This is a genomic window from Sphingobium scionense (assembly GCF_014197035.1).
Lineage (GTDB): Bacteria > Pseudomonadota > Alphaproteobacteria > Sphingomonadales > Sphingomonadaceae > Sphingobium > Sphingobium scionense.
In genome coordinates, this window is the sequence record NZ_JACIEU010000005.1 from 215,869 (window position 1) to 240,845 (window position 24,977).

The following is a 24,977-nucleotide window of genomic DNA, read 5'->3' on the forward strand; positions in this document are numbered from 1 at the left end:
TTTCGGCAAAAAGTTATCGCTATGACTCGTATCCTCCATGTCCTCGATCACAGCCTGCCGATGCACAGCGGCTACACGTTCCGCACGCGGGCGATCCTGCGGGCGCAATTGGCCAAGGGCTGGGATGTGCGGGGCCTTACCGGCCGGCGCCATGTCGCGGCGGGACCGCAGGAGGAACTGGTCGATGGCCTGCATTTTCACCGCACGCCGGGTGAAGCGGCGGCCGGCAACGCGCTGCTGCGCGAATGGCGCGACATTTCCGCCCATGCCGATGCGATCGAGTCGCTGGTGCGTCAGTGGCGGCCGGACATCATCCATGCCCATTCGCCGGTGCTCAACGCCATGGCCGCGCAGCGAGTCGCGCGCCGCCATGGCATTCCCCTGATCTACGAGATTCGCGCCTTCTGGGAGGATGCTGCAGTCGGCAATGGCACCGGCACGGAAGGCAGCCCCCGCTACTGGCTGACGCGGCAGTTGGAGACCCACGCGGTCCGCGCCGCCGACGCGGTTGCCGTCATCTGCGAAGGACTGCGGTCCGATTTGGTCGCCCGTGGTATCGATTCCGCCAAGATCACGGTCTCGCCCAATGGCGTCGATCTCGATCAGTTCGGCGCGCCGGTGCCGCGTGACCCGGTCCTGACCGCGGAGTTGGGGCTTGAGGGGGCGGATGTCGTCGGCTTCATCGGCAGCTTCTATGATTATGAAGGGCTGGACGATCTGATCACCGCCATGCCGCGACTCGTGCGGGCGCGGCCCAGGGCAAAGCTGCTGCTGGTCGGCGGCGGGCCGATGGAACAGGCGCTGCGCGATCAGGCGCTGGCGTCGCCCTTTGCCGACCATATCGTTTTTGTCGGCCGGGTGCCGCACGACCAGGTCGAACATTATTATGCCGAGGTCGATGTCCTTGCCTATCCGCGCAAGGCGATGCGCCTTACCGATCTGGTGACGCCATTGAAGCCCCTGGAGGCGATGGCGCAGGGCCGACTCGTCGCTGCGTCTAGCGTCGGCGGGCATCGCGAACTGATTGAGGATGGCGTGACCGGCACCCTGTTCGCACCGGACGATCCGGCTGCGATCGCGCAGGCGCTGGCAGGCATGTTCGCGGATCGCGGTTTCTGGGACGAGCGCCGCGTCGTTGCGCGCGACTTCGTTGAGAGGGAGCGTAACTGGTCGTCAAACATTTTGCGTTATGAGCCTGTTTACCAGCGACTTCTGGGACGGGACTCGACCGCAAAGGCGGCTTGAGGAACCACGGCGATGCCGAAGTTCACACCGTCCAGGCGGGGACTGGCGATCATGGCGCTGGCAGCGGCAGGCTGCGGCATCCTGATCGTGCTGACCCTGCCGGTTGGCCTGGTGGAAATGCTGGTCGCTTCCAGCGGCCTGAGCGAAGCCATACCGGCGGCCGCCCCGCCGCTGGGCATGAAGGCAAGGCTGCTGCTGGCCGGTTTTGCCGCGCTGATGGGTGTAGGAATTGTGGCCGCCGTGCGGCGAAATGGATCGGATGCGCCGCACGGGCGCTTGAGAATAAGCGGAAGGCGCCATCCAGGCGTCCAAGGAGCAAGAAAAATGGGTTTCGCATTTGCCAAGCTGACCGCGCTTGCCCGCGGACGCAACGTGCCTGCCGCAGAAGAGGTCGCGCCCGCGCAACGCCGCGCCGACGCGCATCCCGATGCGCCGCCCCGGCCTCCGATATTTGCCAGCCGCGACTTTGGCGGCGCCGATATTTTTGCGCGCCCCGAATCGGCCCGTCGCCGGCTTGTCGTCGACAATGATCCGATAGAGCCGATGGCACGCGTCGAAGCCCCGGCTGCATTTGTCCCGCCGCCGACACGGGAAGAGGTGCGCCAGGATGCATCGGGCATCGCACAGGCGCCCGCTTTTCCGCGTCCATTCGACGCCATGCCGGCTCTGTCGGTCAATCCGATCCCGCTCGGCCGACCGCCCTTCGCAGTGCCGGAGGACGCCATGTTCGAGCCTTGGGCGGAAGAGGATGTGGCTGAGCCTGCCGCCTTTCATGACGAAGAGGCCGAAATCGTTTCCGCCGTCGAGCCGGAGTTCGTTGTCGAACTGACTGATATCCTTGACGCCACGCCAATCTTTGCACCGCCGCAAGTCGATGTACCGGCTGCTGAAGACGTTGTGGAGACGAACGAGGCGGCGCCCGAACCGGCACCATTCGCGCCGCGTAGCGAACTGCCGCCGATCCGGACCGAACCCCGCATCGATACCATGTCGATCACCGAACTGACCGAGCGGCTGGAGCGGGCACTGACCCGGCGCGGCCGCCCCGCGACGGCACCGCGCGTGATTGCCGACATGCCGGTCGCATCGGCCGTGCCGGTACGTGAAGCGGTCTCGGAAGATGTCGAGGATGCGCTGCGTGCCGCGCTCGGCACGCTGCGCACCATGACCGGTCGCCCCCGCTAGACGGCCCCCTTACCAGTCGCGGATGGTGAGAGCGGACAACTCGATCCATTCGCCCTCCGCATCGCCGCGCAGGTCGTCGATCACCATGTCGGCGACGAAATGGCCCGGCAATGTCCATTCCGCATCCTGCAATTCGCTGGCCAGCACCTCCCGGCGCGCGCGCAGGCTGCCGCCGGCCACGCGCAACAGGATGACATGGCGCCGCCCCTCGAACAGGGCGCTGGCCCAGGGGCGACTGACGGCGCGCTCGACCGTTGCCGGTTCCCCGATGCGCGCGATCAATTGCACCAGCAACTGGGCCAGCGGATCGGCCTCGCGCCGCACCCACTCTCGATTGCGGAGCAGATTGGCGCCCATGCGCAACATGTCGGTGCTTGTCATTGGCCCATGCTCCTGCGATATTCGTTCATGAAATGTTCTATTCGTCTTTTCACTCGATCGCCCGGGTCGCGTCCCAAGCGCATGTCGAAGACCAGGCGTGGGTCGCGCACGGCATCGCGACCGAACCGCGTCGGCGCTATCCGATGGTCTCGCAGGAATTTCTCGATCGTGCGCAGCAGCATGGACGGAACTCTCCTCTTTCGAGCCGATTCGCCCCCTGCGAATCAATAGGTAATTTCCTATCTCATATTCATTTTCCTACTTGTCTAGGAAAATTCCTATCATTATGGATGCAACATGGATGAAGCGCAGGATGCCCGGGCTGCCCTCGATCGGCTGATCGTCGAACGCGGGGAAAATTATGCCGATCTCTCGCGGCTGATCGGGCGCAATCCCGCCTATATCCAGCAATTCATCAAGCGCGGCACGCCGCGCAAGCTGGATGAGGAGGATCGTCGCATCCTGGCGCGCTATTTCGGCGTGGCGGAAACGATGCTGGGCAGCTCTCCGCCGGCTGGCGCGCCGATCCCGCGTGCGCGTGGCTTGCCGGCGGTGGTCGCGGTGCCGCGCCTGTCGCTCGGCGCTTCGGCCGGCGCGGGGTCACTGGATGAGGATGAACGTGTGGCCGGTGTGATGGCGTTCGACGCGCAATGGCTGCGCCATCTGGGCGTCCGGCCGCAGCGTGTGTCGATCATCCGGGTCGATGGCGAATCGATGGCGCCCACGCTCAGCGACGGCGACGACATCATGGTCGATCATGAGGATGAAGCCCCCCGCTTGCGCGACGGCGTCTATGTGCTGCGGCTCGATGGCGTGCTGATGGTCAAGCGGATCGCGATGGGGCCATTGCGCGGCCGGTTCAGCGTGCTCAGCGACAATCCGCATTATCCCGACTGGACCGATATCGATCCGGCGATGGTGGTGATCGTCGGTCGGGTCGTCTGGACAGGCAGGCGGCTGGTCTGAGAAGCCAGCACCGTCTTTGAAAGGCACCTGGCCTTTCCTATGTCGAACATAAACAGGGAAAGGCTGGTCGTGAACGATAATGGCGCGGTGATCCGCAAGGCGATCGCATGGCACGGTGCACCGATGGCGCTGGCGACGGTGGTGTCCACCTGGGGATCGGCGCCGCGCCCGCGTGGCAGCCATATGATCGTGCATCAGGACGGCCGGTTGGAAGGCAGCATATCGGGCGGCTGTGTCGAAACCGACGTCCTGCAACGCGCTGCCGAAGTGATCGCCGGCCGGCCCGGCCATGTCGCGCGCTATGGCGTGGCCGATGGCGATGCCTGGGAGGTCGGCCTGCCTTGTGGTGGCGAGATCAGCATATTGGTGCAACCGGTGGGCGAGGGCGGTTTTGCCCCAGAGCTGTTCGACCGGATCGCGGCGGCAAGCGCGCGCGGCCGCGCCCTCGCTCTGTCGACCGATCTGGACAGCGGCGTCACGCGTGAGGGCGTGGTCGAGGGGCAGTTCGTCAACCGCTATGACCCGCCCCGACGCCTGCTGATCGTCGGCGCGGTGCAGATCGCCCAGTCGCTCGCGGCCCTCGCACAGGCGATCGACGTCGCGCCGGTGGTGATCGATCCACGCGGCCGTTTCCTGACGGCGGAGCGTTTCCCCGGCATCGAGCTGGACGACCGCTGGCCTGACGCGGCGATCGCCGCGCGCCATCCCGGCGAATCCACCGCCGTCGTGACCTTGAGCCACGACATCAAGATCGACGATCCAGCACTGATCGCCGCGCTCGCCGCGCCGACCGGCTATGTCGCGGCGCTGGGATCACGGCGCAGCCATGCCGCGCGGCTGGAACGGCTGGCCGTCCAGGGATTCGGAACGGCCGATCTTGCCCGGATCGACGGACCGGCGGGCCTCGATATCGGCGCGATCGGCGCGGCGGAAATCGCTTTGTCGATCACCGCCGGCATGGTCGCCGGATTCAACGCCCGCCGCTGATCAGGCGACGCCGATCAGCAGCACTTTCCGCCATTTTTTCCACCATAGCGTGCCTCCTGCCGGTTGCGGAAAAAGGCGGTGCGGTCCATCGGCGCATGGCCGGGATGATGGTGGCGCATATGGCGCAGATAGGCGTCATAGTCGGGCTGGCCGACCATGAGGTGCATCATGCGCCGCAGCGTGTGGAGGAGATGGCTCATGGCGTGGTGACCAGTTGCGCCGGAATCTCGCGCGCGGTCGGTGCGGCAAAACGCCGCGCGGCGATACAGGTGCGAATGGTGAAGACCAGCAATGATAGGACCACCGCCAGGAAGATCGCCACCAGCCCGGCATCGACATAGTCGTTGAACAAGATCTGGCGCATTTCCGCCACCGACTTGGCCGGGGCCAGTACCTCGCCCTTGTCGAGAGCGGCTCCATATTTGGCGGCATGGGCCAGGAAGCCGACCTTCGCATCGGTGGAAAACAGCTTCAGAAAGCCGGCCGACAGCGTGCAGATCAGCAGCCAGGCGGCTGGCACTATCGTCACCCAGGCGAAGCGATCGCGCTTCATGCGGAACAGCACCGCGGTGCCCAGCATCAGCGCGATCGCGGCCAGCATCTGGTTGGAAATGCCGAATACCGGCCACAGCGTGTTCACCCCGCCCAGCGGATCGGTGACGCCCTGATAGAGGAAGAAGCCCCAGGCCGCGACGCACAGGCCCGTGGCGACGAAGCCGGGCAACTGGCTCTTGCTGTCCTTGAAGCTCGGCACGGCGAGCGCGATCAGATCCTGCAGCATGAAACGACCGGCGCGGGTGCCGGCATCGACCGCGGTCAGGATGAACAGCGCCTCGAACAATATGGCGAAATGATACCAGAAAGCCTTCATCGCCGGGCCGCCGAACACATGGCTGAAGATTTCCGCCATCGCCACGGCCAGCGTCGGGGCGCCGCCGGCGCGGCTGATGATCGTGTGTTCGCCGACATCCTTTGCCGTCTGGACGATGAGGTCCGGGCTGATCGGGAAGCCCATGGCGGTGACGGCGGCGGAGACGCTGGCGGGATCGGTGCCGATCACCGCGGCCGGGCTGTTCATCGTGAAATAGATGCCCGGGTCCAGGATCGACGCGCCGACCAGCGCCATGATCGCCACGAACGCCTCCATCAGCATCGCGCCATAGCCGATCAGCGGCGCGTCGCTTTCGGTCGCGATCAGCTTGGGCGTGGTGCCACTGGCGATCAGCGCGTGGAAGCCCGACACCGCGCCGCAGGCAATCGTGATGAACAGGAAGGGGAAGAGGCCGCCCGACCAGACCGGCCCGCCGCCGGCGGCGAACTGGGTAACGGCGTGCATCCTGAGCGGCGGCGCCATGATGACGATGCCGATCGCCAGCGCGGCGATCGCGCCGATCTTGAGGAAGGTCGACAGATAATCGCGCGGGGCCAGCAGCAGCCAGACCGGCAGCACCGACGCCACCGCGCCATAGCCGATCAGGATCCAGCAGAGCTGCACGGGCGTGAAGGTGAAGATCGGCCCCCAGACCGGCGATTGCGCGATCGCCTGGCCATAGACGATCGCCGCGAGCAGGCCGATCAGCCCGAGGATCGACACCTCGCCGATGCGGCCAGGGCGGATCCAGCGCGTATAGGCGCCCATCGCCAGCGCCAGCGGTACGGTGGCGGCGACGGTGAACATGCCCCAGGGGCTTTCCGCCAGTGCCTTCACCACGATCAGCGCAAGCACGGCGAGGATGATGACCATGATCATGAAAGCGCCGAACAAGGCGATCGTGCCCGCGACCTGACCCATTTCCATGCGGATGAGTTCGCCCAGCGACTTGCCGTCGCGGCGCATCGAGACGAACAGGACCATGAAATCCTGCACCGCGCCCGCCACAACCACGCCCGCGATGATCCACAGCGTGCCGGGCAGATAGCCCATCTGCGCCGCCAGCACCGGCCCGACCAGCGGCCCAGCGCCGGCGATCGCCGCGAAATGATGGCCGAACAGGACGGTGCGGTCGGTCGCGACATAGTCGAGCCCGTCGGCGCGGCGGATCGCCGGGGTCGGCCGGGCCGGATCGAGCCGCATCACCTCGCGCGCGATGAACAGCGCATAATAGCGATAGGCGACCAGGAAGCAGCTGACGGCGGCGACCACGATCCACAGCGCATTGACCGTTTCGCCGCGCGATACCGCGACGACCGCCAGCGACACCGCGCCCACCAGCGCGGTCAGAATCCATGGAATGTGCCGGGTCATCGCTCTCTCAAGGGTTCGGGATAGGAATTGGCCGCCACACTAGGCCGCTCCTCCCGAAAGACAACCGCCTGTTCAGCCTAGGGGATTTGCCGTCGTTCGTTCGTCCATCGGGTGAACAGGGCAGGAGGCATCGCATGACCGACCGGAGCAAGGACGTTTCGCGCAGGGGCCTGTTGCAGGCGGCGGCCGTCGTGGGGGCGGCGCTGCCGCTGGCGGCGCGGGGCGCGACAACGGGCAATGCGATGCGTGACCAGTTGCTGCTGGCGCCCGACATCCATTATTTCAACGCCGCCAATATCGGCCCGGCCTTCCGCAGCGCGATCGCCGCCCATGAACGGGAAACACAGGCCTTCCAGGCCAATCCCTCACCCCAATATCGCACCAGATATCCCGCCGCGGCCGACGCCCTGCGCGCGCGCCTGGGCAAGCGCATGAACGTCAGCGCGCAGGAAATCGCGCTCGTCCGCAACAGCAGCGAGGCGAACACGGTCGCGGTGCGCGGCCTGGCGCTCAAGGCCGGAGACGAGGTGATCCTGACCGACCACAACCATCCCTCGACCCTGGAGACATGGAAGCTGCGCGCCGCGCGCGAGGGGCTGGTGCTGAAGATTTTGCCGGTGCCGGTCTATGCGACGTCGGCCCAGGCGGTGGTCGACCTGTTTGCCGCCGCCCTCACGCCGCGCACCCGCGCCATCTTCCTGTCGCACATGTCGAACGTCACCGGCATGATCTTCCCGCTGGCGCAGATTGCGCAGTTGACCCGGCCCAAAGGCATCTGGCTGCACGGCGACGGCGCGCAGACCTTCGGCTGGCTCCGGCTCGATCTGCCGGCGCTCGGCGTCGATTCCTATTCGGGCAGCACCCATAAATGGATGATGGGGCCGCTGGAGGGCGGCATCCTCTATGTCCGGCGCGAAGGACAGGCACAGTTGCAGCCGATCATGCTCAGCCATGGCTATTGGCTGACCGACGAGAAGAATCTGGATACTGCCCAGAAATATGAGATATTGGGCCAGCGCGACGATCCCAAGCTGATGGCGATCGACGCGACGCTCGATGCGCTCGACGCGATCGGCGAGGCGGAGGTGGAGCGGCGCGCCTTCGCCATCGGCGACCAGATGCGCGACATGGTGCTGCGCCTGCCCGGCGCGAAGCTGGTCGGTACGACCACCAGGGGGCTGACCGGCCCGGTCATCACCCCGACCTTTGCCGGCAAGGATGTGCTGGCGATCCGCGACCATCTCTGGACTCAGGGCAGGGTGGTGGTCGCCCCGTCCAAGGCCGACGGTAAGCCGACCATCCGTTTCTCGCCCCATATCTACAACAGCGCCGACGAGATCGCCCTGATCGCGGACCTGCTGGCAAAGGCCTGACCGCTATCGCCGGCGCAGCGGCCAGTCGATCACCGCGCCGGCCCATAGCGCCCACCATATGATCACCGGCTGCAGCGCCAGCCGGGGGCCATGATACCACCAGCTAAGATGCACGCCGCCCAGCGGAATGTCATGCAGGGCATGGTTGAAATTGGCCGGCCAGACACACAGGGCATAGAGAGCAAGCGCGATCGCGGCGGCGCGGCGCGTGGCCGGAATCATCAGCCCGATGGCACCGGCCAGTTCGGCGATGCCGGTCAGGGCGACGACGGTTTGCGGCTCTGGTACCCAATGCGGCGTGATTGCCACGAAACCGGCCGGCTGCATCAGATGCGCGGCCCCCGCAATCGCATAGGCAAGAGCCAGAACGGTACGGGCTATGGCGCGCGCGGTGACGGCTACAGCTCCAACTCGCCCTCATCCTCGCCGTCCCAATAATGGGCGCGTTCGGCATGGACCTTGATCATCACCAGGCCGGGCGTGTCGGCGCCTTGCGCGAACCAGCGTTCCAGGTCCGGATTCCAATGCGCTTCAAAGGCGCTGCGATCACGGATCAGGTCGGCGCGGCCCTCGACTGCGATGAACAAGGGCCGCTGCCCGAGCAGACCGCCCTTGCCGTGGAAGGATAGGCCGACACGCGGATCACGCTCGATATCCTTCACCATCAACGTGTCTTCGGTGGTGAAATAATAGCTGTCGCCGCCATAAGCGACGTCCTGATTGTTGCTCATCGGTCGCGCACCGATCTGCCCGTCCTCGCTATGGGTGGATAGCATCGCGAAATCGATCTGCCGCATCTTGTCTGCCAAGGTGGCGATGGTCTGGTGGGCCATGGTCGCTCTCCTCTTCTGCCCTGATCAACGCCGACAAAGCGGATTCGGATGCGCAGGATTCGTCAGCATGCCAAAAAGAACATATAGTGAACGAAATTCGATTCGGAGGATGTTTGCCATGCTGGCCCGCACTGCGCCGCTCTATCGCCTGATCGTGGCGTTGAAGCCGCCGACCCGTGTCACGCGGCAGATCGACCATTTTGCCGAGACGCTGGCGCCCGACGCCGATCGTATCCTGCCCGCGCACCAGCATATCACGCTGGGGATAACCGACGACTGGCCGGACTATCCCTATGGGTTGGTGAAGGCGATGCACCGCAGCTTTACCGGCATATTGGCCGATCCATTCGATCTGTCGCTGGATCAGTTGAGCGAAGGCGGCCGATCGGCCGCGCTGCGGCCGGCTCATGCACTGCCGCCGCTTCGGGAATTGCAGCGCAAGGTGGCCTTGGCGATGAAGCGGGCAGGGGTGGGCGCCCGTCCGGGGTGGAGCTTCAACCCGCACCAGACGCTCTATTATCGCGATGGCACTCCGGCGACCCAGCGGATCAGCGGCTTCCACTGGCGGGTGGAGGATTTCGTCCTGCTATGCAGCCATGTCGGGCGCACCCATCATGAGTTGCTGGGGCGATGGCCGCTGCGCGGCAGCGGCCAATATAGTCTGTTCTGATGGCGCTCAGCGCTTGCGCACGAATTCCGCGCGCAGCACCAGCCCCTTGATGCCGTCATAGCGGCAGTCGATTTCCTGCGCATCGCCGGTCAGGCGGATCGACTTGATCAGCGTGCCGCGCTTCAGCGTCTGGCCGGCACCCTTGACCACCAGATCCTTGATCAGCGTCACCTGGTCTCCATCGGCCAGCAGGTTGCCGACCGAATCGCGCACCTCCACGACGTCGCTCGCTCCTGCCTTGGCGGTGGCGTCAGCGGCGCTGATCCATTCGCCGCTGGCTTCGTCATAGACATAATCATCGTCGGTCATCGGATCAGCCCTGGCTCACGGCTTCGAGCACGGCGGCACGCAGTTCGGGAATGCCCATGCCCTTTTCGCTCGACGTGGCGATGATGTCGGGATGGGCGGCCGGGCGCTTGCGGATCGCATCGGCGGTCCGCTGCATCACGGCGACCAGTTCGCTCGCTTTGATTTTGTCGGCCTTGGTCAGGACGATGCGATAGCTGACGGCTGCGCCATCCAGCATGTCCAGCATGTCGGTATCGACATCCTTGATGCCATGGCGGCTGTCGATCAGCACCAGCGCACGCTTGAGCGCCGCGCGGCCGCGCAGATAGTCGTTCACCAGGAAACGCCACTTCTTGACCAGGTCCTTTGGCGCCTTGGCATAGCCATAGCCGGGCATGTCGACCAGGCGGAAGCGGAGCGGATCGCCGACGTCGAAGAAGTTGAGTTCCTGCGTCCGGCCCGGCGTGTTCGACGTGCGAGCGAGGCCATTGCGGTTCGTCAGCGCGTTCAGCAGCGACGACTTGCCGACATTGGATCGGCCGGCAAAGGCGACCTCGTTCACCGCCATGTCGGGCAGATATTCGAGCGTCGGCGCGGATTTGAGGAAGCTGATCGGCCCGGAAAAGAGCTTGCGGGCTTCCTCGATCAGGGCGGTGTTTTCGTCTTCTGTCATATCGAAAAAATCCTCCCCTTTCGGGGAGGATTTCCTTGTCCTTACTTGGTGGCCGTCGCGGTGTTCAGCACGGGGTGGCGCTTGTAGAGCCACCATTGCTGCGCCATCGACAGGCAGTTGTTGGTGATCCAGTAGACCAGCAGGCCGGCGGCGAACGGGGCCATGATGAACATCATCATCCACGGCATGATCGCGAACACCTGCTGCTGCATCGGGTCCATCTGGGCCGGGTTCAGCTTGAACTGCAGCCACATCGAAATGCCCAGCAGCAGCGCCAGCACACCGATCGCCAGGAAGGAGGGCGGGGTGAAGGGCAGCAGGCCGAACAGGTTCAGGATGTGCAGCGGGTCGGGGGCGGACAGATCCTTGATCCACAGCACGAAGGGCTGGTGGCGCATTTCGATCGTCAGCTGCAGCACCTTGTAGAGCGCGAAGAAGATCGGGATCTGGAGGAAGATCGGCAGACAGCCGGCCAGCGGATTGACCTTCTCCTGCTTGTACAGCTCCATCATCTTCTGCTGCAGCTGCTGCTTGTCGTCCTTATATTTCTCCTGCAGCGCCTTCATCTTGGGCTGCACCGCGCGCATCGCCGCCATGCTGGCGAACTGGCGCTGGGCGACAGGGAACATCAGGGCGCGGACGCAGAAGGTCAGGCAGATGATCGCGACGCCGAAATTGCCGAGCGTTTCGAACAGCCAGTGCAGCAGTGCGAAGATCGGCTGTTCGAACCAGTAGAACCAGCCCCAGTCGATCGCGCGGTCGAACAGCGGCACGCCGGCGCGTTCATAGGCCTGCAGCGTCTTCACTTCCTTTGCGCCGACGAACAGGCGGTTGGTCTGGGTCATCGCCTTGCCCGGCGCCAGCATGACCGGTGCCAGCGCGATGTCGGTCTGGAACTGGGTGCCTGCGCCCTTGCGCATCTGGCCGGTAAAGGCGTCCTTCTGGTCGGGGATCAGTGCCGACAGCCAATATTTGTCGGTGAAGCCGATCCAGCCGCCGGTCGACTGGAAGCTCTGGCTGGCCGGACCCTTTTCGAGATCCTTGTAGTTCACGTCATAATTGGCCGCGCCGTTGAACACGCCCATCGGTCCGACATGGATGGTCCAGGTGTCGGGATCGGCCGAGGGAGCCGCACGGCTGACATAGCCATAGGATTTGACCGCGATCGCGCCGGTGCCGCTGTTCGACACCTTCTGCGCGGCGGAGATCATGTAATTTTCGTCGATCGCGTAGCGGATCTCGAAGCTCTGGCCCGCGCCATTGTTCCAGCTCAGGGTGACCGGGCTGGTGGGGGTCAGTTCGGTGCCGCTGGCGGTCCAGACGGTGTTGGCATCGGGGGTCTTGATGCCCTCGCCCTGCCAGCCGAAGCCGGCGAAATAGGCGTCCTTGGTGCCGCTGGGGCTGTAGAGACGGATCGCCGGCGAATCCTTGGCGATCGTTTCCTTGTAGGTCGGCAGCACGATATCGTCGATGCGCGCGCCCTTCAGGTTGATCGACCCGGTCAGCTTGGGCGTGCGGATCGCGACGCGCGGGCTTTCCTTCAGCACCAGCGTGCGGTCGCGGATCGCGGTCGATGCGTCCTGCGCCGGGGCCTCGCCCGCCGGCGTCAGCGGCGTGGTCTTGCCACCCTCGATCTTCGTCGCGGGTGGGTTCGCCGCCGGAAAGAAATGCTCGGAGATATAGGGCCAGCCGAACAGGATCGCTGCGGTCAGGATCACCGCCAGAATGATATTCTTCTTGTCGTCCACGCTATTCGGCTCCGCCGTCTAAACTCGTCAATGTCTCAGGGGACCGGGTCGTAGCCCGAACCACCCCATGGGTGGCAACGCATTAGCCGCTTGAACCCCAGCCAGCTACCCTTGATCGCACCATATTTGCCGACCGCCTGAATCGCATATTCCGAACAGGACGGGGCATAGCGGCAAGTGGGGGGGAGAATGCGGGACGGACCCAGTTGCCAGGCGCGCGCGATCAGGATCAGCAGCCGGGCGATCATGCCGGGCTGCCGACTTTCGCGGCGGTGGGTGCGTGGCGGGCATCGCTCTTGCGGCGGGGCGGGCGTCCCTGACCTTCGGGCCGGGTCAATATCTTGCCCAGCGCCTTTTCCAGTTCGCCACGCAGCAGCGCGAAGTCGCGCTCCACGCCCTCGGCACGACCGATCAGCACATGGTCGGCACCCGCCACGCCATGCACAGGCAGCAACTCGCGCGCCAGGACGCGAAAACGGCGCTTCATCCGATTGCGGATGACAGCGCCGCCTATCTTCTTGGTCACCGTGATGCCGATACGCATCGCCGGATCGCCATCGCCGCGCTCACGCACCAGCAGGACGAATCCCGGCATGGGCGCGCGTCGGCCCCGATTCGCCGCCAGGAAATCCGCGCGCTTGCCGATGATGGCAGGCGCGGCTGGCGGCGTCAGGTCGCTCAGGCGCTCAGGCTCTTGCGGCCGCGGGCACGACGGGCGCGCATGATGTTGCGGCCGCCGGGGGTCGCCATGCGAGCGCGAAAACCGTGACGGCGCTTCCGAACCAGATTGCTCGGCTGAAAAGTGCGCTTCATCGTTCATTCCTCAAACAAACTAGAGAATCGGGTATGACAAAAAAGGGCCGCCACACGGGGCGACCGCAAGTCAGGGGCCGTCCGATAGGGAAATGGGGCGGGGAAGTCAATGGCGCTGCGGCCCGCTTCTCCCTTAATCCCCTGCATGTCCCGTCCGAACCGCTATCGGGCTTATTTCCCGCGCGCGCTCGTCACCGCGTCCTTGAGCGAATCATAGCCGACCGCGCCGTTCAGCACCTGGTCGCCGATCACGAAGGTGGGCGTGCCGCTTGCCTGCAGCTTCTGGGCCAGGGCGATGTTGGACTGCAACTCGGCATCATATTTGCTCGACGCCATCGCCGCTTCTGCATCGGCCTTGGTGATGCCGGCCTGGGTGGCGGCGCCGATGATCGATTCGCGGGTCACCTTGCCGGCGCCATAGAGCGCCTTGTGATAGACCATGTAGCGATTGCGCTCGGCGGCCAGCAGCGACACCTTGGCCGCGTCGGAGCTTTCTTCCGACAGGATCGGCAGTTCGCGATAGACGATCTTCACCTTGGCATCGGCACCGACCAGCTTGGCAAGGTCGGGCAGCGAGGCGCGGCAATAGCCGCAGGCATAATCGAAAAACTCGACCACGGTGACGTCGGCATTGGCCGCACCTTCCCACGCGCCGGCATAGGGCGTCTCGATCGTCTGGCGATTCGCGTCGATCGTGCCTTCCATCCGCTTGGCCTGCAGCTTCTCGATCGCCTGCGGGATGATCTCGGGATGCTCCAGGATATAGTCATGGACGATCTTTTCGATCGCGGCCTTGTCGGTCGGGCCAACATTGCCGGGAGCCTGGACGGCGAGCGCTGTGCCGGCAGCGCCGGCAAGTAAGGCGAGGGCGCCCAGGGTCATCTGCATTTTCCTGTTGGATAGGGCCGCACGAAAGCTGGGCCGGTTCTGATCTGTCATCTTCTCTTCCGCTTCTGCTCGACGGCAGCCCGCGAGACCATCGCGATATCCTGCGCCCGCAGATAGTCAACCGTGCCGGGCTTCAATCCCTGCATCGCCGCGTCCGCGCTGCGCAGCGCCATGGCGTCCTGCCCGATCATCGAAAATCGCTCGGCGCTGGCCAGCGCGGCGCGGGGCGTATCGCCGCGATGCTCGTAAACGACGCCCAGTTGATACCAGGCGAAGGGGTTTTCGCGGTCCCGCGCGATCGCGTTGCGCAGCACGGTCTCGGCCTCGGCATAATTTTTTTCGTCCTCGGTGGCGATCAGCGCATGACCCAGCAATACCGCGATCAACGGCTGCTGCGTCGTGGCGACGGCCTCGCGCAGCGGCGGGATCGCCGCGCCGGGCCGCCCGCTTTCCAACAGGATCTGGCCCTTCAACTCCAGAAAATAGGGATCGTGCGGCGCGGCGGCCAGCAGCGCATCCGCTTCGCTCAGCGCCTTCTCGGGATAGGCGCTCTTGTGCCATGCATAGGCGCGGGCATAGTGCGCCGGGATCGACCGGTCACTCTCGGGATATTTGAGCAGCGTCTGCTGCGGTTCCGACACGAAACCGATCAGCTTCGCCTTGATCCGCTCGAACCGCGCTTCCAATTGCGGATTGGGTGGAGTGTCCCAGGCCGGATCGACCGTATAGACCTCGCGCAGCACATTGATGCGTTCGCCCGACAGCGGATGGGTGCGGCCGTAACTATTCTCCTGCGGAATCGCGAGGCGATATTCCTGATTCTGCAGCTTCTTGAAGAATTCCAGGCTGCCCTTGCCGCTCAGATGCGCGCCGCTCAGATAGCGTGCGCCGGCAAGGTCGGCGGAGCTTTCCTGCGCGCGCGAGAAAGCGAGATATTTGGACATGCCGACCTGCTGGCCCAGGCCCATGATGCCCATGCCGGCCTCCGCGCCGCCCGCCGCGATCGCCGCCGCGCCCAGCACCAGGCTCAGCAATGTGATGCTGGTCGCTTCCTTGATGCCGTCGTTGCGGATGACATGGCCACCCTCGATATGGCCCAGTTCGTGGGCGACCACGCCCTGCAACTGGTTCACATTGTCCGCCTGCGCGATCAGGCCGCTATGCACCCAGACATATTGGCCGCCCGCGACGAAGGCGTTGATCTCCGGGTCGTTGATCACCATCACCTGGACATTGCGCGGCTGCATGCCGGCCGCCTTGACCAGATCGCCCGACATGTCGGCCATGAACGCTTCGGTCTCGGCATCGCGCAAGATGCTCTGGGCCAGCGCCGGCCGCGCCATCAGCATCAGTGACGCCAGCAGGAACGCCGCCAGGCGCAGCCACCGCGTCATCATGCAAAGCCTCGATGGGGGAGGGGAACAGGCATTGGCCCGATTTATGCCCTTCTCGCCCTGAACATCAAGTGAAGCCACGAAAAACGCCGCCATCCGACCCCTGGGGCTGGATGGCGGCGTGTTTCATTCAGGCCTGTGCCTTGGGCTTACTGGCCGAAGGTGCGCTGCCACCAGCCACGGCGCGGCTCGCCATTCTCGTCGTTCTCCGCCTCGGCGGCGGGATCGGCGGTAACGGCTTCGCTGGCCGGTGCAGCCGCAGCCGGTGCCTCGGCCGGCGCTGCAGCGACTTCGGTCACGGCCGGCGCGGCCTCCACGGCGGCTTCCTCGGCGACCGGCTCGACCTTCTTCTTGCGGGTGCGCTTGGGCTTGGGCTTTTCGGCCACCTCCTCGGCAACCACTTCGACGGCGGGCGCTTCGGCCGCAGCAGCCGCTTCGGCCTCGACATCCGCCTTCTTCTTGCGGGTGCGCTTGGGCTTGGGCTTTTCGACCACTTCCTCGACGACCGGCTCGGCGGCAGGTGCTTCGGCAACGACCTCGGCCGGGGCTTCGGTCGCTTCGACAGCTGCCGGCTGGGCGTCTGCGTCCTTCGCCTTGCGGGCGCGGGGGCGACGGCGCGTCTTGGGGGCTTCCTCGACCGGAGCTTCTTCCGGCGCCGCTTCTGCAACCGATGCGTCCTCGGCGGGCGCGGCCGCTTCGGCCTCGATCACCGTTTCGGCACTATCGTCGCCAGCGGTCTCACCGGCTTCGGCACCAGCCTCGCCACCTTCGCGGCGGCGACGGCCACCCCGACGGCCACGGCGGCCGCGACGGCGGCTGCCGCCTTCTTCGTCACCTTCAGCGACCGGCTCGGCGGCGACAGTCTCTGCCTCGGCATCGGTCTCGACCTCGGCCGATTCCTCGCCTTCCTCACCGTCCTCGGCGCCATTGTCCTCACCGGCTTCGCCCTGCGCGTCATCGCGCTGGCCACCCCGGCGACGACGACGGCGACGACGGCGACGGCCGCCTTCGCGGTCCTCGCCCCTGTCACCGCGCTCGCCACGCTCCTGGCGTTCGGGCGCGGCTTCTTCCTCGGCCTCGATCTCTTCCTCTTCTTCCTCTTCCTCGATCACGTCGAGGTCATCCTCTTCCTCCGCGAGCGGGGCATAGGTGACGACGCGTTCGGGGCGCGGACCGCTGGGTTCGACCGACATGCGGGCGCCCTCGATCTCGCCATCGGGCAGGACGACGATGGTGACGCCATAGCGCTGTTCGATCTCGTCCAGTTCGCGGCGCTTGTTGTTGAGGACGTAGAAGGCGGCTTCCTGGCTGGCGCGCAGGGTGATGATGCTGCCGCGACCACGTGCGGCTTCCTCTTCCAGCATGCGCAGCGCGCCCAGGCCCGCCGACGATGCGGTGCGGACCAGGCCCGTGCCTTCGCAATGCGGGCACTGGCGGGTCGATGCTTCCAGCACGCCGGTGCGCAGGCGCTGGCGGCTCATTTCCATCAGGCCAAAGCCCGAAATGCGGCCGACCTGAATACGGGCGCGATCGTCCTTCAGCGCCTCCTTCATCGCCTTCTCGACCTTACGGATGTTGGAGTTCATCTCCATGTCGATGAAGTCGATGACGACCAGGCCTGCCATGTCGCGCAGGCGCAGCTGGCGGGCGATTTCGCGCGCGGCTTCCAGATTGGTGGCGACGGCGGTCTGCTCGATGCCATGCTCGCGGGTCGACCGACCCGAGTTGATGTCGATCGACACCAGTGCCTCGGTCGGGTTGATCACCAGATAGCCGCCGGACTTGAGCTGCACGACGGGATTATACATCGCCGCCAGCTGGTCCTCGACGCTGGCGCGCTGGAACAGCGATACCGCGTCGGCATATTGCTTCACCCGCCGCGCATGGCTCGGCATCAGCAGCTTCATGAAGTCCTTGGCGGCCTTGTAGCCATGCTCGCCCTCGACGATCACTTCCTCGATATCCTTGTTGTAGATATCGCGGATCGCCCGCTTGATGAGGTCGCTGTCGTTGTGGATCAGTTCGGGCGCGGCGGCGCGCAGCGTCTTCTCGCGAATCTCGTCCCACAGCCGGGCGAGATAGTCGAAGTCGCGCTTGATCTCGGGCTTGGTGCGCTGCAGGCCGGCGGTGCGGACGATGCAGCCCATCGACGAGGGCAGCGCCATTTCGGCGATGATCGTCTTCAGCCGCTTGCGGTCGGCCGCATTGCTGATCTTGCGCGAAATGCCGCCGCCATGGCTGGTGTTGGGCATCAGCACGCAATAGCGACCGGCCAGCGACAAATAGGTGGTCAGGGCCGCGCCCTTGTTGCCGCGCTCTTCCTTGACGACCTGGACCAGCAGCACCTGGCGGCGCTTGATGACGTCCTGGATCTTGTAGCGACGGCGCAGCGCCATGCGCTTGCGGCGCAGCTCGTCGGCCGCGTCGTCACCCTTTTCGCGCTTGCGACGATTGGGGCGGCCGCCTTCGTTGCTGTCGCCTTCGCTGGCTTCGGCTTCGTGGCTGCCTTCCTCATCGTCATGATGGCTTGCTTCGACGACTTCGACGCCGTCGTCCCCGGCGGCGTCTTCATCCTCGTCATAATCGGCGCGCAGGGCGGCCTCTTCCTCGGCATGCGCGCGTTCCTCGCGCAGCAACGCCTCGCGGTCCTCGCGCGGAATCTGGTAATAGTCGGGATGGATTTCGCTGAAAGCGAGGAAGCCGTGGCGGTTGCCGCCATAATCGACGAAGGCCGCCTGGAGCGAAGGCTCTACGCGGGTGACCTTGGCGAGGTAGATATTGCCCTTGAGCTGCTTGTGCTCAGCGGATTCGAAGTCAAATTCCTCGATCCGGTTTCCCTTGACGACCGCGACCCGGGTCTCTTCCCGGTGGCGCGCATCGATCAGCATACGCATTGTCATTTATGTGTCTCCGGCGACGGCGGCCGCAGGCATGAAGCCGGGCCGCCGCGCGATAGTGATGGGACGGCCGTGCGCGCGCCGGGTTCGGCGCGCGAGGCGGCATCGTCCAGGTTTGAAAGAAAAAGTGCGCGTCTGCTGCGTCGGCAGGGCCGGACATTATGCCGGGCCGGACCATCCACGCCACAGCACCCGGTACCGGGGCCAGCGTGGAAGGAAAGTCATGCCTCATGCAGCGTCAACCTGTTCGTCATCGGCTCGAGCGACGGGCGCGCGCCGATGCATATAATCAAGATCCCGCAATGGACCGCAATGATATGGTCGGTCCTCCCGGAATGTGAAGGGGTAGCAGTCATGGGCGCAGGGAGCAACGGTCCCTGAAAAGATTATGTCTTTATGATGACCTGCGCATCCCTTTGGCCAATTCATGCTGAAGTCGTGATTAACCCTTCCGCTTTACCCGGTCACAACGGCCGATGCTTAATCCGAAATTCAGCGTGGGGACGCTGGACGGATCGACGTCATGAAAATGGGCTGGACGGCCGATGGGCCTGCGTTGCACAAGCAGCGCATGCTTAATATCCTTGTGTTGGCAAGCACGCTGCTGGCGGCAACCCCAAGCGATGCCGGGGGCATTTCCGCCGTCGACGTGCAGGGCGACCGTGTCACGGTGCGTTTCGACGACAGCGTCGAAGGGGCCTCTGCCTTCCTGCTCGACGGGCCGCGCCGGATCGCGCTCGACATCAGCGGTGCACAGACCGGGCGCGGGCATTTCGCCGGAGCGCATGATGCCGTGACCGCAATCCGCCAGGGGCAACTCAGCGATGGCACGGCCCGTGTCGTGCTGGACCTGGCGGCACCCGCGATGCTGGGCGATCCGCGCATCGCGGCCGACGGCAAGTCGCTCAGCTTCTCGCTCCAGAATGTCACCGACAACCGCTTCCGCAGCGCGGTCGGCCAGGGGCGGCTGCATTTTGACGCGCCCGCCCATATGAGCGCGCGGCCGCAAAAGCGCATTCATTCGATCACCGTGCCGATCCCGGCGGTGGCGCGGGGCGTGGCCCTGCCACCGGTCGAAGGGGCGCGTGATGGTGCCCGTCCGCTGGTGGTGATCGATGCGGGCCATGGCGGCCATGATCCGGGCGCCATCAACAAGGAAAATGGCAAGCGCGAGAAGGATGTGACGTTGGCGATCGCGCAGGCGATCCGTGACCAGCTGGTCAAGTCCGGTCGGGTGCGCGTGGCGCTGACCCGTGACGATGACCACTTTTTGGTGCTGCAGGAACGTTATGGCATCGCGCGCAAGCTGGGCGCCGACCTGTTCATCTCCGTCCATGCCGATTCGGCGGAGAATGCCGAAGCCCATGGCGCTACCGTCTACACCCTGTCGGAAACCGCGTCGGACCGGGAAGCGGCCCGTCTCGCCGCGCGCGAAAACAAGGCGGATGTGCTGAACGGCGTCAACCTCGGCAACCAGTCGGGCGACGTCTCCTCGATCCTCATCGATCTGACGCAGCGGGAATCGATGAACATCTCGGCCAATTTCGCCCGGCTGCTGCAACGCGAGGCGGCGCCCTATGTACCCTTCCGCAGCGCCTATCACCGCTTCGCCTCGCTGATGGTCTTGAAGGCTCCCGACACACCCTCGGTGCTGTTCGAGACGGGCTATATCAGCAATGCGGAGGATGCCGTCTTCCTCTCCTCGCGGGAGGGGCAGCAGGCTATCGCGCGCGGCGTCGCCCGTGCCATCGACGTTCATTTCGCGCGCAAGCTCGCCATGGGCAGCGGCCGGTCGGGCGGCTGACGCGGCCATCCCTGCATCGGCGCTGCTATTGAAGGACTTTTGACCGGGAGTCAGGATGTAGAGCCTGATTCACGCCATCGATGGAAACGCAAAGCGCTTCCATCTCGGGCGATCAGGCTCTAGAGCCTCTTCCACCATGGAAGAGGCCCGTTCCAATCCGCCCGCATCGTCCTTCGCCTATCGCCTGCGCCGCGGCGCCGGGGGTGTTGCCGACCGGTTGAAGCCCTTGTGGCAGCGCCGCCTGTTCCGCTGGGCCGCGATCCTGCTGGGCGGCTTCCTGTTCGCCCTTTTCCTGTTCTGGCTGATCTTCGCGCGCGGCCTGCCCGATGCGGCGACGCTGCTGGAATATGAGCCGCCGCTTCCGACCATGGTACGCGACATCAACGGCCAGCCGGTCCACAGCTATGCCCGCGAACGCCGCGTCCAGCTGCAATATAGCGATTATCCCCAGCTGCTGATCCACGCCTATCTGGCGGCGGAGGACAAGACCTTCTTCGAACATCATGGCGTCGACATTCCCGGTTTTGCCGGCGCGGTGTTCGACTATGCCAGCAAGCTCGGTTCGGGCCAGCGCGCCCGTGGCGGCTCCACCATCACCCAGCAGGTGGCGAAGAATCTGCTGATCGGCGACGAATATTCGCCCACGCGCAAGGTGAAGGAGATGATCCTGGCCTGGCGCATGGAAAATGTCCTGACCAAGCCGCAGATCCTCGAACTCTATCTCAACCAGATTTTCCTCGGCCGGAACGCCTATGGCGTGCAGGCGGCGGCGCGCGCCTATTTCGACAAGGATGTCGCCGATCTCCAACTGCCCGAAATGGCCTATCTGGCGATCCTGCCCAAGGGACCGGCCAATTACCGCCCGGAAAGCGAGACCGGCCATGCCCGCGCGCTCGACCGCCGCAACTGGGCGCTGGGCGAGATGCTCAAAAATGGCTGGATCAGCGCTGCCCAGCGCGATGCTGCCGTCGCCCAGCCGCTCGGCACCGTCGCCGCTCACGGCTCCAGCTTCGACGCCAATGCCGGCGGCTATTATATGGAGGAGGTGCGCCGTCGCCTGATCCAGCAGTTCGGCGAAAAGGCGGAGGATGGCCCCAACAGCGTCTATGCCGGCGGCCTGTGGGTGCGCAGCCCCTATGATCCGGTGGCGCAGGACCATACCCAGACCGCGCTGCGTAACGGCCTGCTGCGCTTCGGCGCCGGGCGTGGCTGGTCCGGCCCGGTTGGCCATATCGATGTCGACAAGGGCTGGGAGCGCGAACTTGCCGCCAGCTTCATCAGCGTGGACTATGCCGGCTGGCGCGTCGCCGTTATCATCAGCCGCGACAGCAGCGGGGCGCAGATCGGCTTTGCCGACGGCACCACCGGCACGCTGCCCGCTAGCCTGGCGCAGTTGCCCTATCGCCGCACCGGTGGCCCCGCTATCTCGGCGATGAAGCCGGGCGACCTGATCATCGTCGCGCGCGACGGCGCCAGCTGGGCGCTGCGCAATATTCCCGAAGTGTCGGGCGGGATGGTGGTGGAGGAAGTGCATTCGGGCCGCATCCGCGCGATGCAGGGCGGCTTCGACTATCGCCTGTCCGCCTATAACCGCGCGACCCAGGCCCAGCGCCAGCCCGGCTCGACGATCAAGCCCTTCGTCTATGCCGCCGCGCTCGACAATGGCATGACGCCGGCCTCGATCATCGTCGATGGCCCCTTGTGCGTCTATCAGGGCGCCGGCCTCGGCCAGAAATGCTTCCGCAACTTCTCGGGCGGCAGCGCCGGGCCGCAGACGATGCGCTGGGGCGTCGAACAATCGCGCAACCTGATGACCGTGCGCGCCGCCAGCCAGACCGGCATGGACCGCGTCGTGCGCACCATCAAGAATATGGGCATCGGCGACTATCAGCCCTATCTCTCCTTCGCGCTCGGCGCGGGCGAGACGACGGTGGAGCGCATGGTCAACGCCTATGCCACACTCGCCAATCAGGGGCGGCAATTCGCGCCCAAGCTGATGGACTATGTGCAGGATCGGCGCGGCAAGGTGATCTGGCCCGAACGCTGGCATCCCTGCGACAATTGCAACATGGCCAATTGGGACGGCAAGCCGATGCCGCGCTTCGGGTTCGAAGGGCGCCAGGTGATGAACCCGATGACCGCCTATCAGGTCGTCCATATCACCGAGGGCGTTATCCAGCGTGGCACCGCCACCGTGCTGGCCGACCTCAAGCGCCCGCTGTTCGGCAAGACCGGCACCACCAACGGTCCGACCAATGTCTGGTTCGTCGGCGGTTCGCCCGATCTCGTCGCCGGCGTCTATATCGGCTATGACCAGCCGCGCAGCCTGGGTGGCTGGGCGCAGGGCGGCCGTATCGCCGCGCCGATCTGGAAGGAGGCGATGGCCCCGATCCTGGAGACCATGCCCAAGACGCCGTTCATCGCCCCGGCCGGCATCCGCATGGTCGCGATCGACCGCCGTTCGGGCAAGCGCGTCTATGGCGCCTGGCCGACCGACGAGGCCAAGCCCGCTGTGATCTGGGAAGCGTTCAAGCCCGAATCCGAACCCCGCCGCACCATCCGCAAGGACGAGGCGGAGGCCCAGGCCAAGGTCGCGGCCAAGGCGGACGCGGTCCGCACCCGCCAGCGCAACGACGCCGACTTCCTGCAGGATCAGGGCGGCATCTATTGAGCGGCGGGCGCGTCGGCGCCCGCCCTCTTTCCCGTTCAGCAGTACAGCGGATCGGCGTCGCGGATCGTCAGCGCCGCGCCGCTGCGTCGGGCGTCCAACGCCTGCGCCAGCAGGATCTGGGTCGAACGCACTGCATAGCAGAAGGCGCAGGCGATCGCGTCGCTGCAGGCATAGGGCACCGGGCCGGGCCAGCGCGCCTGCAACAGGTCGATCAACAGATTCTCGTCGGCCGACAGGCGCGGTCCCCGGCCGGTGCGCAGGTCATGGCCGGTCACCTGTTCGCTGAGGCGCAGCAGGCTGTCGAGCGCGGGCGAAAGCTGTTCGCAGCCATAGCGGCGCAGCCGCAGATGAAGTTGCGCCATGGCGGGGCGGTGTTTCCGTCGCGCGGCCGCCCAGCAGCGGACTGCGTCCAGCACGATGTAGAGGGTGGCCGGGCTGTGCGCCGTGGGCGGATGAATGGTGGAGTTCATGGGATCGCCTTTCAATCGAAAAGGTTTTCCCCCTTGATGCGCCGCCCTCGCGCGGGGCGGTCTGCGCCCTCGGGCTAAGGCGCTATTATGTCCCCCAGATTTCGGGGCTTTGCGCGGGCGGCGCCACATCGGCTGCGTGGCGGATTGATCTTCCCAAAAAGCCCGGCCTGGGATAGGGGCAGGCGTTTGATGCGTTCGGGTCGCTGACGTCGAACGCCACGAGATTCTGGAGACCTCCCATGCGCGCCGAAGCGCAGCAATATATCGACCGTATCGACGCCGCGCTGGACCTGCTGCGCCGCTTCCTCGACTGGGACCGTGCGCTGCGCCGGCTGGACGAGTTGAATGCCCGCGTCGAGGATCCGACCCTGTGGGACAATGCCAAGCTGGCGCAGGAGGTGATGCGCGAGCGCACCCGTCTCGACAGCGCGATCGGCGCTACCCGCGCGATCGAGGCCGAAAAGACCGACAATGCCGAACTCATCGAGATGGCCGAGGCCGAAGGCGACGAGGACATGGTCTCCGAAGCCATCGCCGCGCTGAAGGCGCTGGCCGAGCGGGCGGACGAGGACAAGATCAAGGCGCTGCTGGCGGGCGAAGCCGATGCCAGCGACACCTATCTGGAAATCCACGCCGGCGCTGGCGGTACCGAAAGCCAGGATTGGGCCGAAATTCTCAGCCGCATGTATCGCCGCTGGGCCGAACGGCGCGGCTTCAAGGTCGAACTGGTCGACTATCAGGCGGGCGAAACCGCCGGCATCAAATCGGCCACCTTCCTCATCAAGGGCGAGAATGCCTATGGCTATGCCAAGACCGAAAGCGGCGTTCACCGCCTGGTCCGCATCAGCCCCTATGACAGCGCCGCACGCCGCCACACCAGCTTCTCGTCGGTGTGGGTCTATCCGGTGATCGACGACAATATCGATATCGAGGTCAAGGAATCGGACCTCAAGATCGATACCTATCGCGCATCGGGTGCGGGCGGTCAGCACGTCAACACCACCGACTCCGCGGTCCGCATCACCCACGTGCCCTCGGGCATCATCGTGGCGTCGCAGAACGACCGGTCGCAGCACAAGAACCGCGCCACCGCGATGAACATGCTGAAGGCGCGTCTGTACGAAGCGGAACTGCGCAAGCGCGAGGAAGCGGCGAACACCGACTATCAGGCCAAGACCGAGATCGGCTGGGGTCATCAGATCCGCTCCTATGTGCTCCAGCCCTATCAGTTGGTGAAGGATCTGCGCACCGGCGTCACCTCGACCGCTCCGGACGATGTTCTGGATGGTGCGCTTGATCCGTTCATGGCTGCTGCCTTGTCGCAGAAGGTCACGGGCGAGAAGGTCGATGTGGAGGATGTCGACTAAGAGCATTTTCGAGCCAGGCTTGCCTGGCGACTGGGAAATGTGGAAAACAAACGAGACTGCGAGCATGGTCCCTGCTTTT

General features: G+C 65.3%; 25 protein-coding genes. 9 read left to right on the forward strand and 16 right to left on the reverse strand.

The features are described from left to right. Positions 1-21 precede the first annotated feature (21 nt). The gene (locus tag GGQ90_RS07625; protein WP_188081570.1) at positions 22-1,245 is read left to right on the forward strand and encodes a TIGR04063 family PEP-CTERM/XrtA system glycosyltransferase; all 1,224 of its coding nucleotides are present in this window, start codon (positions 22-24) and stop codon (positions 1,243-1,245) included. Between the two features lie 12 nt (positions 1,246-1,257). Continuing rightward, entirely contained in the window at positions 1,258-2,430 is a 1,173-nt protein-coding gene (locus tag GGQ90_RS07630) for a hypothetical protein (protein WP_246428166.1), read from the forward strand. A gap of 9 nt (positions 2,431-2,439) precedes the next feature. Here GGQ90_RS07630 and GGQ90_RS07635 read toward each other — a convergent pair whose 3' ends face one another. Beyond that, complete coding sequence (locus tag GGQ90_RS07635) at positions 2,440-2,811, reverse strand: hypothetical protein (RefSeq protein WP_188081571.1); 372 nt, start codon at positions 2,809-2,811, stop codon at positions 2,440-2,442. Beyond that, positions 2,808-2,993 (reverse strand): hypothetical protein, encoded by a 186-nt coding sequence (locus GGQ90_RS07640; RefSeq protein ID WP_188081572.1) that lies wholly within the window; start codon positions 2,991-2,993, stop codon positions 2,808-2,810. The genes GGQ90_RS07635 and GGQ90_RS07640 overlap by 4 nt, the downstream gene beginning before the upstream one ends. Positions 2,994-3,108: 115 nt before the next feature. Between GGQ90_RS07640 and GGQ90_RS07645 the strand changes: the two genes are divergently transcribed. Both GGQ90_RS07645 and GGQ90_RS07650 read left to right on the forward strand, forming a co-directional pair. After that, positions 3,109-3,777 (forward strand): S24 family peptidase, encoded by a 669-nt coding sequence (locus tag GGQ90_RS07645; protein WP_188081573.1) that lies wholly within the window; start codon positions 3,109-3,111, stop codon positions 3,775-3,777. Between the two features lie 69 nt (positions 3,778-3,846). After that, the gene (locus tag GGQ90_RS07650) at positions 3,847-4,764 is read left to right on the forward strand and encodes an XdhC family protein (RefSeq protein ID WP_188081574.1); all 918 of its coding nucleotides are present in this window, start codon (positions 3,847-3,849) and stop codon (positions 4,762-4,764) included. Between the two features lie 14 nt (positions 4,765-4,778). Here the strand turns inward: GGQ90_RS07650 and GGQ90_RS07655 are convergent, their stop codons facing one another. Together GGQ90_RS07655 and GGQ90_RS07660 are read right to left on the reverse strand one after the other, a co-directional pair. After that, positions 4,779-4,964, reverse strand: coding sequence for a YbdD/YjiX family protein (locus tag GGQ90_RS07655; protein WP_188081575.1), 186 nt, complete (start codon positions 4,962-4,964; stop codon positions 4,779-4,781). Further along, complete coding sequence (locus tag GGQ90_RS07660) at positions 4,961-7,009, reverse strand: carbon starvation CstA family protein (protein WP_188081576.1); 2,049 nt, start codon at positions 7,007-7,009, stop codon at positions 4,961-4,963. Before GGQ90_RS07660 ends, GGQ90_RS07655 begins: the two co-directional genes overlap by 4 nt. A gap of 134 nt (positions 7,010-7,143) precedes the next feature. Here GGQ90_RS07660 and GGQ90_RS07665 point away from each other — a divergent pair, with 134 nt between their 5' ends. Further along, complete coding sequence (locus GGQ90_RS07665; protein ID WP_188081577.1) at positions 7,144-8,382, forward strand: aminotransferase class V-fold PLP-dependent enzyme; 1,239 nt, start codon at positions 7,144-7,146, stop codon at positions 8,380-8,382. 3 nt (positions 8,383-8,385) lie between these two features. Here the strand turns inward: GGQ90_RS07665 and GGQ90_RS07670 are convergent, their stop codons facing one another. Together GGQ90_RS07670 and GGQ90_RS07675 are read right to left on the reverse strand one after the other, a co-directional pair. Further along, positions 8,386-8,763 carry a DoxX family protein gene (locus GGQ90_RS07670; protein WP_188081625.1) on the reverse strand — a complete coding sequence of 126 codons (378 nt, stop codon included), beginning with the start codon at positions 8,761-8,763 and terminating at the stop codon, positions 8,386-8,388. A 17-nt stretch (positions 8,764-8,780) separates the two neighbouring features. Further along, positions 8,781-9,215 carry a pyridoxamine 5'-phosphate oxidase family protein gene (locus GGQ90_RS07675; RefSeq protein WP_188081578.1) on the reverse strand — a complete coding sequence of 145 codons (435 nt, stop codon included), beginning with the start codon at positions 9,213-9,215 and terminating at the stop codon, positions 8,781-8,783. A gap of 118 nt (positions 9,216-9,333) precedes the next feature. Between GGQ90_RS07675 and GGQ90_RS07680 the strand changes: the two genes are divergently transcribed. Further along, positions 9,334-9,885, forward strand: coding sequence for a 2'-5' RNA ligase family protein (locus GGQ90_RS07680; RefSeq protein ID WP_188081579.1), 552 nt, complete (start codon positions 9,334-9,336; stop codon positions 9,883-9,885). A 6-nt stretch (positions 9,886-9,891) separates the two neighbouring features. On the opposite strand, the gene GGQ90_RS07685 is transcribed toward GGQ90_RS07680, so the two are convergent. The 9 genes from GGQ90_RS07685 to GGQ90_RS07725 all read right to left on the reverse strand — a co-directional run bounded on the left by GGQ90_RS07685 (position 9,892) and on the right by GGQ90_RS07725 (position 18,589). After that, positions 9,892-10,194 (reverse strand): alkylphosphonate utilization protein, encoded by a 303-nt coding sequence (locus GGQ90_RS07685; RefSeq protein WP_188081580.1) that lies wholly within the window; start codon positions 10,192-10,194, stop codon positions 9,892-9,894. Positions 10,195-10,198: 4 nt separating this feature from the next. After that, a complete protein-coding gene (gene yihA, locus GGQ90_RS07690; RefSeq protein ID WP_188081581.1) occupies positions 10,199-10,846 on the reverse strand; it encodes a ribosome biogenesis GTP-binding protein YihA/YsxC in 648 nt (215 codons plus the stop codon). Between the two features lie 41 nt (positions 10,847-10,887). Then, positions 10,888-12,594: a membrane protein insertase YidC gene (gene yidC, locus GGQ90_RS07695; RefSeq protein WP_188081582.1), complete on the reverse strand. Its 1,707-nt coding sequence runs from the start codon at positions 12,592-12,594 to the stop codon at positions 10,888-10,890. A 35-nt stretch (positions 12,595-12,629) separates the two neighbouring features. Then, the gene (yidD, locus tag GGQ90_RS07700) at positions 12,630-12,842 is read right to left on the reverse strand and encodes a membrane protein insertion efficiency factor YidD (protein ID WP_004210035.1); all 213 of its coding nucleotides are present in this window, start codon (positions 12,840-12,842) and stop codon (positions 12,630-12,632) included. Next, positions 12,839-13,240 carry a ribonuclease P protein component gene (rnpA, locus tag GGQ90_RS07705; protein ID WP_188081626.1) on the reverse strand — a complete coding sequence of 134 codons (402 nt, stop codon included), beginning with the start codon at positions 13,238-13,240 and terminating at the stop codon, positions 12,839-12,841. The genes yidD and rnpA overlap by 4 nt, the downstream gene beginning before the upstream one ends. A gap of 32 nt (positions 13,241-13,272) precedes the next feature. After that, the gene (gene rpmH, locus GGQ90_RS07710; protein WP_004210039.1) at positions 13,273-13,407 is read right to left on the reverse strand and encodes a 50S ribosomal protein L34; all 135 of its coding nucleotides are present in this window, start codon (positions 13,405-13,407) and stop codon (positions 13,273-13,275) included. Positions 13,408-13,578: 171 nt separating this feature from the next. Continuing rightward, positions 13,579-14,346, reverse strand: coding sequence for a DsbA family protein (locus GGQ90_RS07715; RefSeq protein WP_188081583.1), 768 nt, complete (start codon positions 14,344-14,346; stop codon positions 13,579-13,581). Further along, positions 14,343-15,689 (reverse strand): M48 family metalloprotease, encoded by a 1,347-nt coding sequence (locus GGQ90_RS07720; RefSeq protein WP_188081627.1) that lies wholly within the window; start codon positions 15,687-15,689, stop codon positions 14,343-14,345. The genes GGQ90_RS07715 and GGQ90_RS07720 overlap by 4 nt, the downstream gene beginning before the upstream one ends. A gap of 149 nt (positions 15,690-15,838) precedes the next feature. Further along, a complete protein-coding gene (locus GGQ90_RS07725; RefSeq protein WP_246428168.1) occupies positions 15,839-18,589 on the reverse strand; it encodes an Rne/Rng family ribonuclease in 2,751 nt (916 codons plus the stop codon). Between the two features lie 520 nt (positions 18,590-19,109). Between GGQ90_RS07725 and GGQ90_RS07730 the strand changes: the two genes are divergently transcribed. After that, positions 19,110-20,390, forward strand: coding sequence for an N-acetylmuramoyl-L-alanine amidase (locus tag GGQ90_RS07730; protein ID WP_188081584.1), 1,281 nt, complete (start codon positions 19,110-19,112; stop codon positions 20,388-20,390). Positions 20,391-20,526: 136 nt separating this feature from the next. Beyond that, on the forward strand, positions 20,527-23,061 hold the full coding sequence (locus GGQ90_RS07735; protein ID WP_188081585.1) for a penicillin-binding protein 1A: 2,535 nt from the start codon (positions 20,527-20,529) through the stop codon (positions 23,059-23,061). A gap of 35 nt (positions 23,062-23,096) precedes the next feature. Here the strand turns inward: GGQ90_RS07735 and GGQ90_RS07740 are convergent, their stop codons facing one another. Beyond that, a complete protein-coding gene (locus GGQ90_RS07740; protein WP_188081586.1) occupies positions 23,097-23,531 on the reverse strand; it encodes a hypothetical protein in 435 nt (144 codons plus the stop codon). A 239-nt stretch (positions 23,532-23,770) separates the two neighbouring features. Between GGQ90_RS07740 and prfB the strand changes: the two genes are divergently transcribed. Beyond that, positions 23,771-24,898 (forward strand): peptide chain release factor 2, encoded by a 1,128-nt coding sequence (gene prfB, locus GGQ90_RS07745; RefSeq protein ID WP_188081587.1) that lies wholly within the window; start codon positions 23,771-23,773, stop codon positions 24,896-24,898. Positions 24,899-24,977 lie beyond the last annotated feature (79 nt).

What these genes read in the sequence shown, in the direction of transcription:
- GGQ90_RS07625 (WP_188081570.1), top strand. Translation starts at nt 22, where the DNA reads ATGACTCGTATCCTCCATGTCCTCGATCACAGCCTGCCGATGCACAGC.
- GGQ90_RS07630 (WP_246428166.1), top strand. Translation starts at nt 1,258, where the DNA reads ATGCCGAAGTTCACACCGTCCAGGCGGGGACTGGCGATCATGGCGCTG.
- GGQ90_RS07635 (WP_188081571.1), bottom strand. Translation starts at nt 2,811, where the DNA reads ATGACAAGCACCGACATGTTGCGCATGGGCGCCAATCTGCTCCGCAAT.
- GGQ90_RS07640 (WP_188081572.1), bottom strand. Translation starts at nt 2,993, where the DNA reads ATGCTGCTGCGCACGATCGAGAAATTCCTGCGAGACCATCGGATAGCG.
- GGQ90_RS07645 (WP_188081573.1), top strand. Translation starts at nt 3,109, where the DNA reads ATGGATGAAGCGCAGGATGCCCGGGCTGCCCTCGATCGGCTGATCGTC.
- GGQ90_RS07655 (WP_188081575.1), bottom strand. Translation starts at nt 4,964, where the DNA reads ATGAGCCATCTCCTCCACACGCTGCGGCGCATGATGCACCTCATGGTC.
- GGQ90_RS07660 (WP_188081576.1), bottom strand. Translation starts at nt 7,009, where the DNA reads ATGACCCGGCACATTCCATGGATTCTGACCGCGCTGGTGGGCGCGGTG.
- GGQ90_RS07665 (WP_188081577.1), top strand. Translation starts at nt 7,144, where the DNA reads ATGACCGACCGGAGCAAGGACGTTTCGCGCAGGGGCCTGTTGCAGGCG.
- GGQ90_RS07675 (WP_188081578.1), bottom strand. Translation starts at nt 9,215, where the DNA reads ATGGCCCACCAGACCATCGCCACCTTGGCAGACAAGATGCGGCAGATC.
- GGQ90_RS07680 (WP_188081579.1), top strand. Translation starts at nt 9,334, where the DNA reads ATGCTGGCCCGCACTGCGCCGCTCTATCGCCTGATCGTGGCGTTGAAG.
- GGQ90_RS07685 (WP_188081580.1), bottom strand. Translation starts at nt 10,194, where the DNA reads ATGACCGACGATGATTATGTCTATGACGAAGCCAGCGGCGAATGGATC.
- yihA (WP_188081581.1), bottom strand. Translation starts at nt 10,846, where the DNA reads ATGACAGAAGACGAAAACACCGCCCTGATCGAGGAAGCCCGCAAGCTC.
- yidD (WP_004210035.1), bottom strand. Translation starts at nt 12,842, where the DNA reads ATGATCGCCCGGCTGCTGATCCTGATCGCGCGCGCCTGGCAACTGGGT.
- rpmH (WP_004210039.1), bottom strand. Translation starts at nt 13,407, where the DNA reads ATGAAGCGCACTTTTCAGCCGAGCAATCTGGTTCGGAAGCGCCGTCAC.
- GGQ90_RS07715 (WP_188081583.1), bottom strand. Translation starts at nt 14,346, where the DNA reads ATGACAGATCAGAACCGGCCCAGCTTTCGTGCGGCCCTATCCAACAGG.
- GGQ90_RS07720 (WP_188081627.1), bottom strand. Translation starts at nt 15,689, where the DNA reads ATGACGCGGTGGCTGCGCCTGGCGGCGTTCCTGCTGGCGTCACTGATG.
- GGQ90_RS07725 (WP_246428168.1), bottom strand. Translation starts at nt 18,589, where the DNA reads ATGACAATGCGTATGCTGATCGATGCGCGCCACCGGGAAGAGACCCGG.
- GGQ90_RS07730 (WP_188081584.1), top strand. Translation starts at nt 19,110, where the DNA reads ATGAAAATGGGCTGGACGGCCGATGGGCCTGCGTTGCACAAGCAGCGC.
- GGQ90_RS07735 (WP_188081585.1), top strand. Translation starts at nt 20,527, where the DNA reads ATGGAAGAGGCCCGTTCCAATCCGCCCGCATCGTCCTTCGCCTATCGC.
- GGQ90_RS07740 (WP_188081586.1), bottom strand. Translation starts at nt 23,531, where the DNA reads ATGAACTCCACCATTCATCCGCCCACGGCGCACAGCCCGGCCACCCTC.
- prfB (WP_188081587.1), top strand. Translation starts at nt 23,771, where the DNA reads ATGCGCGCCGAAGCGCAGCAATATATCGACCGTATCGACGCCGCGCTG.